The sequence below is a fragment of the Paraburkholderia hayleyella genome (assembly GCF_009455685.1).
Classification (GTDB): Bacteria; Pseudomonadota; Gammaproteobacteria; order Burkholderiales; family Burkholderiaceae; genus Paraburkholderia; species Paraburkholderia hayleyella.
Genome location: NZ_QPES01000002.1, coordinates 677,833 through 693,636 on the forward strand (window position 1 = coordinate 677,833; position 15,804 = coordinate 693,636).

11 protein-coding genes are annotated in these 15,804 nt (G+C 62.8%); 6 read left to right on the forward strand and 5 right to left on the reverse strand.

From position 1 onward, the window contains the following. Positions 1-238: 238 nt before the first annotated feature. The 3 genes from treS to malQ are packed head-to-tail and all read left to right on the forward strand — an operon-like array spanning position 239 to position 7,963. Positions 239-3,760, forward strand: coding sequence for a maltose alpha-D-glucosyltransferase (gene treS, locus GH657_RS17315; RefSeq protein WP_153102248.1), 3,522 nt, complete (start codon positions 239-241; stop codon positions 3,758-3,760). A 4-nt stretch (positions 3,761-3,764) separates the two neighbouring features. Then, on the forward strand, positions 3,765-5,750 hold the full coding sequence (treZ, locus tag GH657_RS17320) for a malto-oligosyltrehalose trehalohydrolase (protein WP_153102249.1): 1,986 nt from the start codon (positions 3,765-3,767) through the stop codon (positions 5,748-5,750). Beyond that, a complete protein-coding gene (malQ, locus tag GH657_RS17325; RefSeq protein ID WP_153102250.1) occupies positions 5,747-7,963 on the forward strand; it encodes a 4-alpha-glucanotransferase in 2,217 nt (738 codons plus the stop codon). Before treZ ends, malQ begins: the two co-directional genes overlap by 4 nt. Before the next feature lie 196 nt (positions 7,964-8,159). Here malQ and GH657_RS18445 read toward each other — a convergent pair whose 3' ends face one another. Continuing rightward, positions 8,160-8,294, reverse strand: a complete 135-nt coding sequence (locus GH657_RS18445; protein WP_281349420.1) for a hypothetical protein — start codon at positions 8,292-8,294, stop codon at positions 8,160-8,162. A 117-nt stretch (positions 8,295-8,411) separates the two neighbouring features. On the opposite strand from GH657_RS18445, the gene GH657_RS17335 reads away from it, so the two are divergent. Then, positions 8,412-9,008, forward strand: a complete 597-nt coding sequence (locus tag GH657_RS17335; RefSeq protein WP_153102252.1) for a hypothetical protein — start codon at positions 8,412-8,414, stop codon at positions 9,006-9,008. Positions 9,009-9,188: 180 nt separating this feature from the next. Here GH657_RS17335 and GH657_RS17340 read toward each other — a convergent pair whose 3' ends face one another. After that, a complete protein-coding gene (locus GH657_RS17340) occupies positions 9,189-10,553 on the reverse strand; it encodes a hemolysin family protein (RefSeq protein ID WP_153102253.1) in 1,365 nt (454 codons plus the stop codon). Positions 10,554-10,680: 127 nt separating this feature from the next. Then, the gene (locus GH657_RS17345) at positions 10,681-11,466 is read right to left on the reverse strand and encodes a sensor histidine kinase (RefSeq protein ID WP_246174213.1); all 786 of its coding nucleotides are present in this window, start codon (positions 11,464-11,466) and stop codon (positions 10,681-10,683) included. Positions 11,467-11,643: 177 nt separating this feature from the next. On the opposite strand from GH657_RS17345, the gene GH657_RS17350 reads away from it, so the two are divergent. Then, positions 11,644-11,985 carry an FKBP-type peptidyl-prolyl cis-trans isomerase gene (locus GH657_RS17350; RefSeq protein WP_153102254.1) on the forward strand — a complete coding sequence of 114 codons (342 nt, stop codon included), beginning with the start codon at positions 11,644-11,646 and terminating at the stop codon, positions 11,983-11,985. 53 nt (positions 11,986-12,038) lie between these two features. Next, positions 12,039-12,839: an AraC family transcriptional regulator gene (locus GH657_RS17355; protein WP_153102255.1), complete on the forward strand. Its 801-nt coding sequence runs from the start codon at positions 12,039-12,041 to the stop codon at positions 12,837-12,839. Between the two features lie 63 nt (positions 12,840-12,902). On the opposite strand, the gene GH657_RS17360 is transcribed toward GH657_RS17355, so the two are convergent. Both GH657_RS17360 and purF read right to left on the reverse strand, forming a co-directional pair. After that, positions 12,903-14,096 (reverse strand): O-succinylhomoserine sulfhydrylase, encoded by a 1,194-nt coding sequence (locus GH657_RS17360; protein WP_153102256.1) that lies wholly within the window; start codon positions 14,094-14,096, stop codon positions 12,903-12,905. 120 nt (positions 14,097-14,216) lie between these two features. Next, positions 14,217-15,764: an amidophosphoribosyltransferase gene (gene purF / locus GH657_RS17365; protein ID WP_153102257.1), complete on the reverse strand. Its 1,548-nt coding sequence runs from the start codon at positions 15,762-15,764 to the stop codon at positions 14,217-14,219. Between the last annotated feature and the right edge of the window lie 40 nt (positions 15,765-15,804).

A 15,804-nucleotide genomic window follows, 5' to 3' on the forward strand; every position in this document is an offset into this window, starting at 1 on the left:
TGCGCCTTAGGTGACCTCCTTTCATCCACGCCTGGCACGGCACTTGCTGGCTATTTCGCTTTTGCCTCGAAACAAGCCGCACCGCAACCAGCCGCATGGCGAGCCGCCCTCGCTGGCCCAAGCGGCAATTCACACCGCTTTGCACTACATTGAGTCATACCCGTCTTCTGTTTAAGCAGCGGCCGCCCACGCCCCCCGGCGTTGCGCCTCGCAGCGCCGACGAACCAGGAAACCGCCGATGGACTCTCCTCATGCGCCTCACCTGAACCCCACCTCCACCACTCAGGACAGCGCGCGCCGCCAGGCGCGCAGCATTCCCCGCAGCAAACCCACGCTGCTCAAAGGCGACCCGCTCTGGTACAAGGACGCGATCATCTATCAGGTTCATGTGAAGTCGTTTTTCGATGCGAATAACGATGGCATCGGCGACTTTCCCGGGCTTTTGGCCAAGCTCGATTACATCGTGGAGCTCGGCGTCAACGCAATCTGGCTCCTGCCGTTTTATCCCTCGCCCCGGCGCGACGATGGCTACGACATCGCCGATTACCGTAGCGTCCATCCCGACTACGGCCAGCTCGCGGATGTCCGGCGTCTGATTCAGGCCGCTCATGCACGCGGCATTCGCATCATCACCGAGCTGGTCATCAACCACACCTCCGACCAGCATCCGTGGTTCCAGCGCGCCCGGCGCGCACGGCCAGGATCGAGCCATCGCAACTATTACGTCTGGTCCGATACCGATACGAAATACGCGGGCACACGCATCATCTTCATCGACACCGAGCCGTCCAACTGGACCCATGACCCCGTGGCAGGCGCCTATTACTGGCACCGTTTTTACGCACATCAGCCGGATCTGAACTTCGACAACCCAGCGGTACTGCGCGAAGTGCTGCAAGTGATGCGTTTCTGGCTGGATATGGGGATTGACGGGCTGCGGCTGGATGCCGTGCCGTATCTGGTCGAGCGCGAAGGCACGAACAACGAGAACTTGCCCGAAACCCACGCGGTGCTCAAACAGATCCGCACGGCCATCGACGCCGATTACCCCAATTGCATGCTGCTGGCGGAAGCCAACCAGTGGCCAGAAGACGTCCAGGAATATTTCGGCGACGAAGACGAATGCCACATGGCGTTTCATTTTCCGCTGATGCCGCGGATTTACATGGCGCTGGCCAGCGAAGACCGTTTTCCGATCACCGACATCATGCGGCAAACGCCGGATCTGCCGGAATCGTGTCAATGGGCGATTTTTCTGCGCAATCACGACGAGCTGACGCTCGAAATGGTCACCGATTCCGAGCGCGACTATCTCTGGAACACCTACGCCAGCGACCGCCGCGCGCGGCTCAATCTCGGCATCCGGCGACGTCTCGCGCCGCTGATGGAACGTGACCGCAGGCGCATCGAGCTGATCAATTCGCTGCTGCTGTCGATGCCTGGCACGCCGGTGATTTATTACGGCGATGAGCTCGGCATGGGCGACAACATTCATCTGGGCGACCGCGATGGCGTGCGCACACCGATGCAATGGTCGGCGGATCGCAACGGCGGCTTCTCGCGCGCGGACCCCGAGCAACTGGTGCTGCCGCCGGTCATGGGCGCGCTGTATGGCTTCGATGCGGTCAATGTCGAAGCGCAAAGCCGCGATCCGCACTCGCTGCTCAACTGGACCCGCCGCATGCTCGCCACACGCCGCGCGCATCAGGCGTTCGGCCGGGGCCGCAGCCGCTTTTTGCGGCCAGGTAACCGCAAGATCCTCGCGTATTTGCGCGAGATGCCAGGCGCGCCGCCCATTCTGTGCATCGCCAACCTGTCGCGCGCGCCGCAAGCGGTCGAGCTGGACCTGGCCGAATTCGCGGGCGCCGTGCCCATCGAGATCACCGCCGATTCGGTGTTTCCCGTGATCGGCCAGCACGCGTACCTGATGACGTTCGCGCCTTACGGTTTCATGTGGTTCGCGCTCTGCCAAAGTGACGAACGCCCGGCCTGGAGCCGCGCGCCTTCGGAGCCGCTGCCTGAGTTCGCCACCATCGTGATCCGCGCTGGCCAGACCAGCCCGACGCCGGACAACGTGCGGCTGCTCGAATCGGAGGTGTTGCCCTCCTGGCTGATACGCAGGCCCTGGTTCATGACGCGCGGGCAAAAACTCGAACAGGTGCGGCTGGCTGCGTTAACCACCCTGCCGGACGCGGACTTCGCCTTCACCGAAATCGAAGCGACCTTCGCGGGTCGCATCGAACGTTACGTCGTACCGCTGGCTATCACCTGGGGCAGCGACACGAGCACCCCGCTCTTTCTGCAACTGACGCTAGCGCGCGTGCGGCGCAACCGGACCATTGGGCATCTGACCGATGCGTTCTCGCTACCGCAGTTCGCGCATGGCGTGCTGCGCCATTTGCACGAACACACGGTCATGACGACCGTGCAAAAAAGCGAGATCCGTTTTCTTTCCGAGCCTGGGTTTGCCGCGCTCAAGCTGGCCGACCCCGCCGCGCCGCCCGCGATCCGCTGGCTCGCCGCCGAGCAACGCAACAGCGTGCTGGTCATCGCGGACAAGGCCGTGCTCAAGCTGGTGCGGCGCGTGCAGGGCGGCACGCACCCGGAAGCCGAAATGAACCGCTACCTGACGCAGGCGGGTTATACCCATAGCGCGCCATTGTATGGCGAGGTCGTGCGTGTCGATCCGCAAGGCGTACCGCATACGCTGGCCCTGTTGCAAGGTTTTATCGACAACCAGGGCGATGCGTGGACCTGGGCGTTCGAGTATTTGCGCCGCGCGGTCGATGAACTGGCGCTCTCCACCGGGGGCGACGATACCGTCCCGGACCCGCTCCGTGAAGCCGAAGCCATCGACAGCTATGGCACGTTCACGGGCGTCATTGGCCAGCGTCTGGGCGAGCTGCATGTGGCGTTAAGCGAAGGCGCGAGGGGCAAAGGTAAAAAGCAGGGTCAAGAGCAAGGTCAAGAACGAGGTCAAGAGCGAAGTCAGGAAGGCGGCACAGGCCATGCCAGGCAGGCGGCCATGGCTGACGCGGCGGACGCCTTCACCCCCACGCGCGCCAGCGACGGCGATGTGCAAGGCTGGATCGACACGGCACAAACCACGCTCAGCCGCGCCCTCGATGTGCTAGCCCAACAACTGGACACGCTCGCTGAGGACACCCGCGAACTCGCTCGCGGCTTGCTCGCGCAGCGCCATGCGCTGGCCGCGACACTGGCGCAACACGTGCCCGCCCACCCTGCGGCCTGGTGCCAACGCATCCATGGGGACTTTCATCTGGGGCAAGTGCTGGTAGCCCAGGGCGATGCCTTCCTGATCGATTTCGAAGGTGATGCCGATGCTCCGTTTGACGTCCGACGGCAAAAGACCAGTCCGCTGCGCGACGTCGCCGGGCTGTTGCGTTCGCTGTCCTACGCCAGCGCCGCGGCACATTCGACGCTGGAACATACCTCGAATGCCGCGGCGCAACGCAAGCGCGCACTGTTCGAGCGCTTTAATCAGGCGGCCGCCGCGTGCTTTCTGACGCGCTACCGCGCCGCCGTCGCGCACGCGCAGCATGCCAGCGTCGCGCCGCATGCCGAAGCCGCGCTGCTCGATATCTTCCTCGTCAGCCGCGCGGCCCGCGAAATCTGCGACGAGGCGATCTTGCGCCCCGCCTGGCTCGGCCTGCCCGTGCAGGGCCTCGCCGCGCTCGCCCGCCAGTTGCTGGGCGAAGACGATGCCACGAGCACTAACACGCCGCCCACCGGAGGATGACGCCATGTCCGACTGTCCGCTTGATCGCTACGCGCAGCATTACGCTCACTGCCTGCCGTTCGGCGCGCAACTGCTCGGCGCAACAGGGCCGACCCCGCGCACCCGTTTTCGCTTCTGGGCACCATCATGTACGGCCGTTCAGCTTGAAATCGAAAACGCACCGCGCCATGGTCTTCATGCAAGTGACAAGCCGCCCCCCGCAACCACGCTCATCGACATGACCCCGAGCGGCGGCGGCTGGTTCGAAACCGAATCCGCCTGCGGCGCGGGAACGCTTTATCGCTACCGGCTCGATGGCGCACTCGCGGTGCCCGATCCGGCTTCGCGCTTTCAGCCGCACGATACGCACGGCCCCAGCGAAGTGATTGATCCGCGCGCCTACACCTGGCAGCACGCTTGCTGGCATGGCCGCCCGTGGGAAGAAACCGTGCTGTATGAGGTCCACGTGGGTGCGCTCGGTGGCTACGCGGGCGTGCAGCAACGGCTGCCGGCGCTCGTCCAGCTCGGCGTCACCGCGCTCGAACTCATGCCGCTGAATGATTTTTCCGGCCAGCGCAACTGGGGCTACGACGGCGTGCTGCCCTACGCGCCCGATTCCGCTTATGGCCGCCCGGACGAACTCAAGGCGCTGATCGACACCGCGCATGGCCTCGGCCTGACGATGATTCTCGATGTGGTCTATAACCACTTCGGCCCCGACGGCAACTATCTGCCGCACTATGCCCAGCCGTTTTTCCGCGCGGACGCGCCTACCCCCTGGGGCGCCGCGATCGATTTCGGGCGCATGGAAGTGCGCGACTTCTTCTGCGACAACGCGCTGTACTGGCTCAACGAATACCGTTTCGATGGGCTGCGTTTCGATGCCGTCCAGGCTATCGGCAACGATGACTGGCTACGCGAGCTAACCGATCACCTTCGTGCCAGCGTCGAACAGGGACGGCACATCCATCTGATCGCCGAAGACGAACGCCGCATGCCTGACCTGCTGGAAGGTCATTTCGACGCGCACTGGAATAACGACATCCATCACGCGCTGCATGTGCTGCTGACCGGCGAGCGCGGCGGCAACTATCGTGCCTTCGCCCACGAGCCGGTGCAGCAGCTCGCCCGCGCGCTCAGCACGGGCTTCGCGCAAAGCGAAGCCAAAAACGGGCACGGCACAGACCGCACAAGCGCCGGGGAAATACCGCCCACCGCCTCCGTGGTCTATTTGCAAAACCACGACCAGATCGGCAACCGCGCCTTTGGCGAGCGCCTAACCACACTCTGCCCGCCCGCCGCCTTGCGCGCCGCAACCACACTCTGCCCGCCCGCCGCCTTGCGCGCCGCAACCGCGCTCCTGCTGCTCGCGCCGTCCATCCCTTTGCTCTTCATGGACGAAGAACACGGTTCAAAACAGCCTTTCCTGTTTTTCACCGATTACCCCGAGGCGCTGGCCGAAGCCGTACGCACGGGACGCCGCGAGGAATTTCCGCGCTTCTCACCGGAGACCCGCATCGATGCGCAAACGCGACTGCCCGATCCCAACGACCCCCGCACCTTCAGCGCCTCATCGCCGCCGCGCGATGCCACCGCACTGCCCGCCGGTGAGGCCCGCACGCGCATTGAGTGGTATCACTTTTATCAGTCGGCGCTGGCCGTGCGCGCCAAACTCATCGCACCGCGCCTGGCGGGTGTCCGTGCCTTGGGCGCGGAAGTGCTCGATGACGCCGCATCAGGCGCACCTTCAGATAGCGCCCTGATCGCGCGCTGGCAGCTCAGCGATGGCGCGATCCTGTCGCTCGCGCTCAATCTCGGCCAGCAAGCAGTGCCCTTGCCACAGCGGCCAGCAGGCAAAGTGATCTTCGAAACCCCCGCCCGCGCCCGCGACCCCGCCACAGACCACATCTTGCCCGGCTACGCCTGCATCGCCTGGCTAAGCGGCGACGTCAACCACTACGCCAGCCACCACGATGCGCGTCAGGTCAGCTTGCCGGAATGGTCCGAATGAGCGGCACATCACGCACCGATCAAGCCCGCGCAGCCCTCGATGCCCTCGCGCAACACGCAGGGCTGCAACGCGAATGGCAAGACGCGCAGGGTGTCAGCCATCGCGTCAGCGATGACACGATCTCGAGCCTGCTTGAACGGCTCGGCCTGCCCTGCCGCACCCTGACGCAGATGCGCCAGAGCAGCGCCGCGCTCGCCGCAGAACATCATGGCCGCCGCCTCCCCGCCTTGCTCAGCGCCGAATGCGAGCGCGCCATTGCGCTGCCGTCCAGTGCGTTACGCGCCGGCAGCCGCTACCGAATCGAGCTGGAAAGCGGCGCGCTGATCGACGGCCGCTTCACCGCGCCCAAGGGGGCAACGGCGCTGCTTGCGCCGATCAGCGAGCCGGGCTATCACACCCTGGTGTTGCAGGAGCAGCGCGTCACGCTCGCTATCGCGCCATCACGCGCCTATACCGTGGCCGATGCGTGGCAGGCGGCACATGCCACGGGTGACGAGCGCCCTGCGAGCCCAGGCAATCGTCCTCATGCGCATGAGGCTGCCGGGCCCCTCCTCTGGGGCCTCAGTGCGCAGTTGTACAGCTTGCGCCGCAGCGGCGATGGCGGCATCGGCGACTATTCGGCACTCGCCGCGCTCGCCGTGCGCAGCGCCCAGCACGGCGCCCAGGCGCTCGCCGTCAGCCCCACGCACGCCATGTTCAGCGCGCTGCCGCAACACTTCAGCCCGTATTCGCCTTCGTCGCGGCTCTGGCTCAATGCCACGCATATCGACCCCAGCGCGCTGTTCGGCCGCGATGCTGTGCTCAGCGCGCTCGATACGCTGCATGCCCGCGAAGCCTGGGCCCAGTACGAAACGCTCGCGCTCATCGACTGGCCACATGCCGCAGCCCTTCGGCTCAAGGTGCTGCACAGGCTGTTCGAACGTTTTGAGCAGCACGCCACAGCCGCGCAACGGACGTCTTTTGCCACGTTTTGCCAACGTGGCAGCCAGGCGCTCGACGATCACGCACGCTTCGAAGCCCTGCATGCGTTTCATCTCGCGCAAGGCGCCAGCGGTCACTGGCGCGACTGGGATGCCACGCTACGCGATCCCCGCAACACGGCTGTCGCCGCTTTTGCCACAGCGCATCAACCTGCTGTCGAATTCCATCGGTTCCTGCAATGGCTCGCCGCTAGCGGGCTCGACGCCGCACAACGCCAGGCACGCGAAGCCGGCATGACGCCAGGCCTGATCGCCGATCTCGCCGTCGGCTGCGATGGCGCAGGCAGCCACGCCTGGGCCTGCGGCGAAGCGATGCTCGCAGGCATCTCGATTGGCGCGCCACCTGACCCAATGAACCAGCTCGGTCAGAGTTGGGGGCTCACCACCTTCTCGCCACGCGCGATGTGCCGTCAAGGCTTCGCCGGGTTTATCGACCTGCTGCGCGCCAGCTTCGCCCATGCGGGTGGCGTGCGCATCGACCACATCCTCGGTTTGCGCCGCTTATGGCTCATTCCTGAAGGGGCCAGCGCGAAAGAAGGCGCTTACCTGCGCTATCCGCTCGACGACATGCTGCGGCTAATCGCGCTCGAATCATGGCGGCATCGCGCGATCGTCATTGGCGAGGATCTGGGCACCGTGCCCGCAGGGTTTCGGGAGCGGCTGAGCGCATTGGGCATCGCGGGGATTCGCACGCTGTGGCTTGAGCGCAGCGACAACGGACGGGATTTTTTACCCCCGCAAAGCTGGACACGCGAAGCCATGGCGACCACGACGACGCACGATTTGCCCACTATCGCAGGCTGGTGGAGCGGCCGCGATATCGCATGGCGCGCCGAGAGCGGGCAACTGCCTGCGCGCGAGGATGGTCAGGATGCGGTGGCAGGCGCACAAGCTGAGCGGGCAATGGAGCGTTGCGCGTTATGGACAGCCTTGCGCGAGGCTGGCGTGATTGCAACGGGAGGCGCCGGCAGCGGGAGGCCCGCACCTGATACCCCCCCGCCGCCCGGAGCAGCGCCCGTGGAGGCGGCGCTGGCCTTTGTCGCCGCTACGCCATCGCAACTGGCGATGTATCCGCTGGAGGATTTATTGGGGCTCATCGAGCAGCCGAACCTGCCCGGTACCATCGATGAACACCCGAACTGGCGCAGACGGCTGGCAACGCCGGTGGCCGCGTTGTTCGATGATCCGGTATTGATGGCGCGCCTGGCGGTGGCCACACGCGGACGGAAGTGATTTTGCTGTGCTTTATATAAAACGCTTTGTATTGAATACTCCAGCAACTCATTTAAATTCAGATGCAAACGATCAGCCATTTCAAACTGCCGCCCCATTCGCTAACTATTCACCACAGAACATACGCTGTAGTCGAATTGCAATAGCCCGCCACGCAGGTCATAACCCCGAGCCACTGGGAAATCACCCGTATTGATCAGTTCATCTGGTGCGTGCCGCCACATCCGGTCTGCACGTCGCGCTCGATGGCCGCGGGGTCGAACAGAACGTGATCGACAGCGGCCAGCGCCTCATTGCAATAGTTATTGGCAGCATCGCCATGGTTATTCAACACATGTTTCCATTCAGGCCTACCGCAATCTTTATGTATGGCGTTATACGCCACGAAAAAAGTACGATGGTTCGCACCACGGTCCACTGTGGTATTAACTTTGATCGAGGAGTTGATATGCAAGTCAATATGAATTCGACATCAAATTATGACCGAACACCGGATACGCAACAGAATAATTCGGCATCGAATGCTGGCCGGACATCCGAAGTAAAACGGGATTCCGGGAAGGGCTCGACGTCCGGTGCGGAAAAAGATTCTTCTGCCATCGGCTCGCTCATCTCCAAGGGCGGAAGCAGCGCCGCTTCATTGGCGAAAAAATTCCTGGGCATGCGAGCCGACAATCTGATCCAAAGTGGTCAGTTGGGAATGACAGGCCGTTTCGGCCCGGCATCGGCATGCGCCGATTTTGTTTCGGCGGTCATGAAAAAATCGGGCTCGCTGATGGCCAATGTCCGTGGCATGTTCGACGACACAAGAGGGTTGTTCAACACACTGAAAAACAATGGGTGGCACGAAACGTCGATCGACCAGGCGAAGCCGGGCGATCCGGTTTTTTATCGAAACGGGATGTACCACACTGAAATGAAAGTCGGCACCGACGACAATGGCAGAAGCTTGATGATCGGGTCTGACAACATCAATAGAGACGGGACACAGTCGATCGCTATACAGTCCGGCGCACGATCGGGCATCGCGCTGACACAGGGTTAAGCGCCAGTAACAGTGGCAGGAGGACGGGAAGCGGCCGGAACCAGGCAAGCAACGAGGGGCATAACCGCCTCTCCGGGCTATCGCTCATGGCTTGATGCGGAAAATGACATGGGGGCCATCTCCCCCATGTCAAAGCACCATCACCCTTAAGCACGGGCTAGCGGATCACCCCTCTCCCCCTCACCGGCCCTCGTCCTCGAACGCTTTCGGATACACCCGCACCAGCACAATCCGGGGTCCGCGCATTTTCTTGACCACGATATCGAAGCGATCGAACTCGACCCGCTGGCCTTCCACCGGCAAATCGCTCAACGCCTGGATCACCAGCCCCCCCACCGATTCGGCCTGGCCTTCGTCGATGTCGATGCCCAGCGCCCGCTCCAGCGACACCACCGGCAAGCTGCCCTTACCCATCAGCGTGCCGTCGTCCATCCGGTTCCAGTCGGCATCGCCCTGGCGGAACTCATCGTGAATCTGTCCCACCAGCGCCCCGAGCAGGTTATCCAGCGTGAGAAAACCCATCGGCTTGGCATTCTTGTGTCCCACCAGCGCGAAATGCGGCGCGCCCTTGCGAAAGCGCCGGAACAACTCAAGCGCGGGCATGCTCGGCTTCACATATTGCACGGGACGCACATGCTTTTTCAGATCGTCAGGTGTGCCGCCCGCGTCACGCGCCAGCAGCAGGTCTTTCAGGTGAATCATCCCGGCCACGCGTTCGCCCGAAGCATCTTCGAACAAGGGATAGCGGCTAAAACGATGACGCGCGATCACCTGCATGTTCTCGCGCAGCGGCACATCGCTGCGCAAGCCGATCATCTCGTGGGCGGGCCGCATCAGATCCGATACGGTCATCTTCGAAAAATCGAGTGAATGCGCAATCGTGTTCCATTCGTCCTGGCTGTAGGCGTTGCCGCCGCTACTACCGTTACTGCCGCTACTGCCCTTTTCGCTCACGACGCCGCTGCGGCGGCCGCGCAGGATCAGTTTTAATTCGTCGGTCGAATAATGCGTGTCGCCCGCATGTCCGCCACCCAGACCGGCCATGCGCAGCACGGCGTTCGCGCTGGAATTCAGCACCCAGATGGCGGGATACATCGCCCAGTAAAACCCATAGAGCGGCAACGCGACCCAAAGCGAGATTTTTTCGGCTTCGCGGATAGCCAGCGATTTGGGGGCAAGCTCGCCCACCACGATATGCAAAAACGAAATGCACGAAAACGCGAAGAACAGCGAAATACCGTGGATCAATTGCGGTGACTCAATGCCGAACAACGAAAAAAGTGGTGTCAGCAGATTGGCGAAAGCCGGCTCGCCGATCCAGCCCAGCCCCAGCGAAGCGAGCGTAATGCCCAGTTGGCAGGCTGACAGGTAAGCATCGAGATGTCCGTGCACCTTGCCCAGCACGCGGCCGCGAATGCCATGTTTGCGCGCGAGTGCCTTGACGCGGGTCTGCCGCAACTTGACGAGGCCGAACTCGGCCGCGACAAAAAAACCATTAAGCGCAACGAGCAGTAGCGCACCGATAAGGGCAAAGACCTGGGCCAAGACGAATCACTCCCGAAACAAAACGTCCAGTATAGAGGGCGAAGCAAGCTCCCTGAAAGCAGGATCGCAGCGAACGCGCTGGGAGGGGCTGCGCCATGGCAAATTTATTACGGATTCCGTGTCGATCTCACGCGCTGGCAAGCGGCAACCATAACCGCAACGTGGCGGCCTGACCAGGCGCGACGGCGGCTTGCTGTTCGAACCGTCCGTCGTGCGCTTGCGCCACGCGCCGGCAAAGCGTCAGCACCCAGGCCGCCTGACCCGCATCCAGTGGCTCTTGCGCTTGCTGGCGCGCATAGGCTTCGAGCAGATGGGGCAAGGCCGGATCGGTAAGCGCAGCGGGTAGCGCCTGAAACTCCACCGTCACGCACCATGCCTGCGCCGGCGCATCAACGCTGGCGCTCAATGACACTCGCGTGGCGCTCACGCTGGATTCGACAGCAAACACCAGCATCAGCCAGAGCGCGTTCGCTATCTGCCCAGGGTCGCCATCGACCTGCGCCAGCGTCCCGGGCGGCAACGCGGCCACTTCCAGCACCACCTGGCGCTCGCGCGCCAGCGCCTCGTGGACCTCGGTCACGATCTCATCAAACAGCGCCTGGAGCGCGACCGGCTGACGCCTCAACAGCCGCGCGCCGATCTGCGCGCGAGGCCCATCAACACGGGTTTCGAGCAACTTGAGCTGCTGCTCAACCCCATGACGAATTCCATCGAGTGCCCGCTGCACGCCCGGATCAGCAGAGGCGATCTTGCGCTCCAGCACATAAGCCCAGCTGTGAATCGCATTGAGCGGCCCGCGAAGATCATGCGACACCACGGAAAGCATGTGCTCGCGCATGAATAATGCGGCTTCGGCACAGCGATGCGCGGTGAGACAGGCTGCGGCATCGCCTGCAGCAGAAAACAGAGTCACGCGAACCTTCCTTTGCACGAGGCCACTAAATCAAAACATGAATAAATGAATGAATGAACGGACACACCCAGGGCCGGGCTATCGGGCTATCTTTCCCCACCCGTCCTCTCCTGCCCCGGCCAGACGCCAACCCGCCTACAATACCGCTTTCAACTCACTTGTCCCAAGGAGCGACACATGCCCATCGTCACGACCGAATCCGGCCTGAAATACGAAGATCTCACCGAAGGCAGCGGGGCCGAGGCAAGCACGGGCCAAACCGTCAGCGTGCACTACACCGGCTGGCTGACCGATGGCCAGAAATTCGATTCGAGCAAGGATCGCAATGCCCCCTTTGCTTTCGTACTGGGCGGCGGCATGGTCATCAAAGGCTGGGACGAAGGGGTAAAAGGCATGAAAACCGGCGGCGTGCGGCGTCTGACCATTCCGCCGCAACTCGGTTACGGCGTACGCGGCGCAGGGGGGGTGATTCCACCGAATGCCACGCTCGTGTTCGAAGTCGAACTGCTTGAGGCATAACGCCTGCGCGCTTGAGCCCTGCCAGTCCTGAGCGGCTCATCCATTCTTCCACCATGATTCACACTGCCATCACAGCTCCCCAGGTTTCGTTGCGCTGTTATGGCGCCATCGAAGCCTCGGATGTCCACGACTTCCACCAGATCGTGCTGGGGCTGGACGGCGCGATGAATATGGCGGTTGAAGGCGTCGCTCAGCCGCTCGACAGCCGTTCGGCATGGCTTATCCCAGCGGGAGCGCGGCACGAATACGCGGGGCTCGGTCACAACCGGCAACTGGTGCTGGATCTGCCCGCCACCTCGCTCGCCATACCGCAGCGGCTGTTCGAGCGCTCTCGCGTCATCGCCATCGAAGCGCCGCTCGGCGCACTCGTGCGCGACATCGCCGCGCGCAGCGGTGGCAGCACACCCGCCACCACCGCGCTGGCGCAGAGCCCGCAACGCTTTAACTGGGAGGCGGCCGCGCGCCTCGGCGCGGCCCTCATCGGCGACGGCAGCACGGCCTGCGTCATCGCAACATGGCAAGCGGGTCTCGACTTCCCTCGCATCGACCGCTGGCTGCGTGCGCATTTATCCGAACCGCTGCGCATCGCTGACCTCGCCACGCACTGCGGCATCGGCTTGCGCCGCTTTCATCAGATGTTCATCGAAGCCTTCGGCGAAACCCCGCATCGTTATTTGCAACGCCTGCGGCTCGATACCGCGTTGATGTTGCTCAACGAGCCGGGACAGCCCCGGCCCTTGAGCGAGATCGCCTTGAGTGTCGGTTTTAGCGATCAAAGCGCCTTTACGCACGCTTTCTCGCGGCGCTTTGGCCTCGCGCCGGGCCAGTGGCGCGCCGGACGCGAAGCGCCCTGACATCGCCCCTGCCCACTCCTGCAATGCAGGCGCGCCGGGCACCCGGGCACCCAGGCACCCAGGTTAACCAAGGCCCAGCCCCCGCTGCAGGTCAGCGCGAATATCAGCGGGAGTTTCCAGACCCACCGCCAGACGCACCAGCCCTTCGGTAATCCCCGCCGCCTCACGGATTTCGGGCGCGATCCGGCCATGCGTGGTGGTCGCCGGATGCGTGATCGTGGTGCGCGTATCACCAAGATTGCCGGTAATCGAACAGATTTTCGTGCCGTCGATCACGCGCCAGGCGGCAGCGCGCTGCGCCTCTGGGCTTGCGCCTTGCAACTCGAACGAGACAATCGCGCCACCCGCTTTTTGCTGGCGCTGCGCAATCGCATACTGCGGGTGCGATTCCAGCCCCGGATAAAACACCCGCTTGATTGCCGGATGGGTTTCGAGCCAGCGGGCAATTTCGAGTGCGTTCGCTGACTGGCGCTCGACGCGCAGCGACAGCGTCTCCATGCCCTTGAGCAGCACCCATGCGTTAAATGCGGACAGCGTCGGCCCGGCGCTGCGCACGAACGGAAACACCTTTTCCATGATGAACTGGCGCGAGCCCACCAGCGCGCCGCCCAGCACCCGGCCCTGGCCATCGAGAAACTTGGTCGCCGAGTGCATCACGACATCCGCGCCAAGCTTGAGCGGTTGCTGTAGCGCCGGGCTGCAAAAACAGTTGTCGACGACAAACAGCACATCCGCGCTTTTTGCAATCTTGCCGATAGCTTCGATATCGGCGATTTCAGTCAGCGGGTTGGATGGGGTTTCGAGAAAGAACATTTTGGTTTCGGGCCGCACGGCGGTTTTCCATGCGGCCAGATCGGTCGGATCGACAAAGGTCGTCGTGATGCCGAAACGCGTGAAGATCTGCGAGAACATGCCCAGCGTCGAGCCGAACAGGCTGCGCGAGCTCACCAGATGGTCGCCCGCCTGCAAGGCCGACATCACCACGGACAAAATCGCGCTCATGCCCGAGGCTGTCGCCATGCAGGCTTCACCGCCCTCCAGCGCCGCCAGCCGGTCCTGGAACATGGCCACCGTCGGGTTGGTAAAGCGTGAATACGTATAAAAATCTTCCGGGTTTTTAAAACGCTCAGCGGCTTCGGCGGCGCTGGCAAAGCAAAAACTCGAGGTCAGAAAAATAGCTTCGGAGTGTTCGTTGAATTCACTGCGCAGCGTGCCCGAGCGAACCGCGAGCGTATCGAAATTAAGAGAATCGTCCATGGTCGTGTTCCGTTCGTGTTCCGTTTTGATGATGCGGGTGAGTCGGATCAGTCAGTTCAGCATGAAAAAACCCGCTTGGCGCAAAGGCTCAGGCGGGTTTTTCAAGGCGTGGGAGCGTGCTCACTCCACCGGCAGTTGCAAATGCAGTTGCGAGCGCGTTGTGCCGCCCTCTTGCGCCTCGCTCGCGGCATCGCGGTCGGATTGCGCCGAAGAGGTCATCCGGGCGCTTTCGATCCCGTCCAGATACTCGGGCGTGATGTCGCCTGTCACGTAGTGGCCATCGAAGCACGACGCCTCGAACGCCTTGAGCATCGGGTTGATATCGCGCACCGCCTGCTTCAGCGCCTCGACGTCCTGATACACCAGATAATCGGCGCCGATCATTTGGGCGACTTCGTCCGCGCTGCGGCCATGGGCAACCAGTTCGCCACGGGTTGGCATGTCGATGCCGTAGACATTCGGAAACTTCACGGGCGGCGCGGCGGACGCGAAAATCACCTTGTTCGCGCCGGCATCGCGGGCCATCTGCACGATTTCGTGCGAGGTGGTGCCGCGCACGATCGAATCGTCGACAATCAGCACGTTCTTGCCCTTGAACTCGATGCCCATGGCGTTGAGCTTCTGGCGCACGGATTTCTTGCGCACGGCCTGCCCCGGCATGATGAACGTGCGGCCCACATAGCGGTTTTTGAAAAACCCTTCGCGGTACTCGACGCCCAGTTTCGCCGCGACTTGCATCGCCGCGGGCCGGGATGAATCGGGGATCGGCATCACTACGTCAATGTCGACATCGGGCAGTTCGCGCAGGATTTTCTCGGCCAGATAATCGCCCATGCGCAGCCGCGCGTTATATACCGGCACGCCGTCCAGCACCGAATCAGGCCGCGCGAGATAAACCAGTTCGAAAATGCAGGGGTTCAGGCTCGGGTTCAGCGCGCATTGCTGCGCATGGAGATGGCCTTCGATGTCGATAAAGATCGCTTCGCCTGGCATCACGTCGCGCACAAACTCGAAACCAATGCCTTCGATTGCGACGGATTCGGAAGCCACCATCCATTCGATGCCGTGTTCGGTTTCGTGCTTGCCGAGGCACAGCGGGCGAATGCCGAACGGGTCGCGGAACGCGAGCAGCCCATAACCGGCGATCAGCGACACAATCGCATACGAACCATGCACCCGCCGATGAACCCCCGACACCGCCTTGAACACCGCAGCCGGATCGAGTTGCAGGCCTGAGCTGGACAGTTGCAGCTCGTGCGCCAGCACATTCAGCAGCACTTCGCTATCGGAGCTGGTGTTGATGTGGCGCCGGTCGACCCGGAACATCTCTTCCTTGAGCTGCCGCCAGTTGGTCAGGTTGCCGTTGTGCGCGAGGATGATGCCGAAGGGCGCGTTCACGTAGAACGGCTGGGCTTCGTCTTCGCTGGAGGCCGACCCGGCAGTGGGATAACGCACCTGGCCTATGCCCGTCGTGCCGGGCAGGCTGCGCATGTTGCGCGTGCGGAACACGTCGCGCACCATGCCATTGGCCTTGTGCATATGAAAATTACTGCCATTGGCCGTGGCAATGCCCGCTGCGTCCTGGCCGCGATGCTGCAGCAGCAGCAAGCTGTCATAGATCAGCTGGTTGACGGGGGAATGAGAAACTACACCTACGATGCCGCACATGGCATGTCCTTCAAAGGTACGAAATTCGTCACGCACACCG

What these genes read in the sequence shown, in the direction of transcription:
- treS (WP_153102248.1), top strand. Translation starts at nt 239, where the DNA reads ATGGACTCTCCTCATGCGCCTCACCTGAACCCCACCTCCACCACTCAG.
- treZ (WP_153102249.1), top strand. Translation starts at nt 3,765, where the DNA reads ATGTCCGACTGTCCGCTTGATCGCTACGCGCAGCATTACGCTCACTGC.
- malQ (WP_153102250.1), top strand. Translation starts at nt 5,747, where the DNA reads ATGAGCGGCACATCACGCACCGATCAAGCCCGCGCAGCCCTCGATGCC.
- GH657_RS17335 (WP_153102252.1), top strand. Translation starts at nt 8,412, where the DNA reads ATGCAAGTCAATATGAATTCGACATCAAATTATGACCGAACACCGGAT.
- GH657_RS17350 (WP_153102254.1), top strand. Translation starts at nt 11,644, where the DNA reads ATGCCCATCGTCACGACCGAATCCGGCCTGAAATACGAAGATCTCACC.
- GH657_RS17355 (WP_153102255.1), top strand. Translation starts at nt 12,039, where the DNA reads ATGATTCACACTGCCATCACAGCTCCCCAGGTTTCGTTGCGCTGTTAT.
- GH657_RS17360 (WP_153102256.1), bottom strand. Translation starts at nt 14,096, where the DNA reads ATGGACGATTCTCTTAATTTCGATACGCTCGCGGTTCGCTCGGGCACG.
- purF (WP_153102257.1), bottom strand. Translation starts at nt 15,764, where the DNA reads ATGTGCGGCATCGTAGGTGTAGTTTCTCATTCCCCCGTCAACCAGCTG.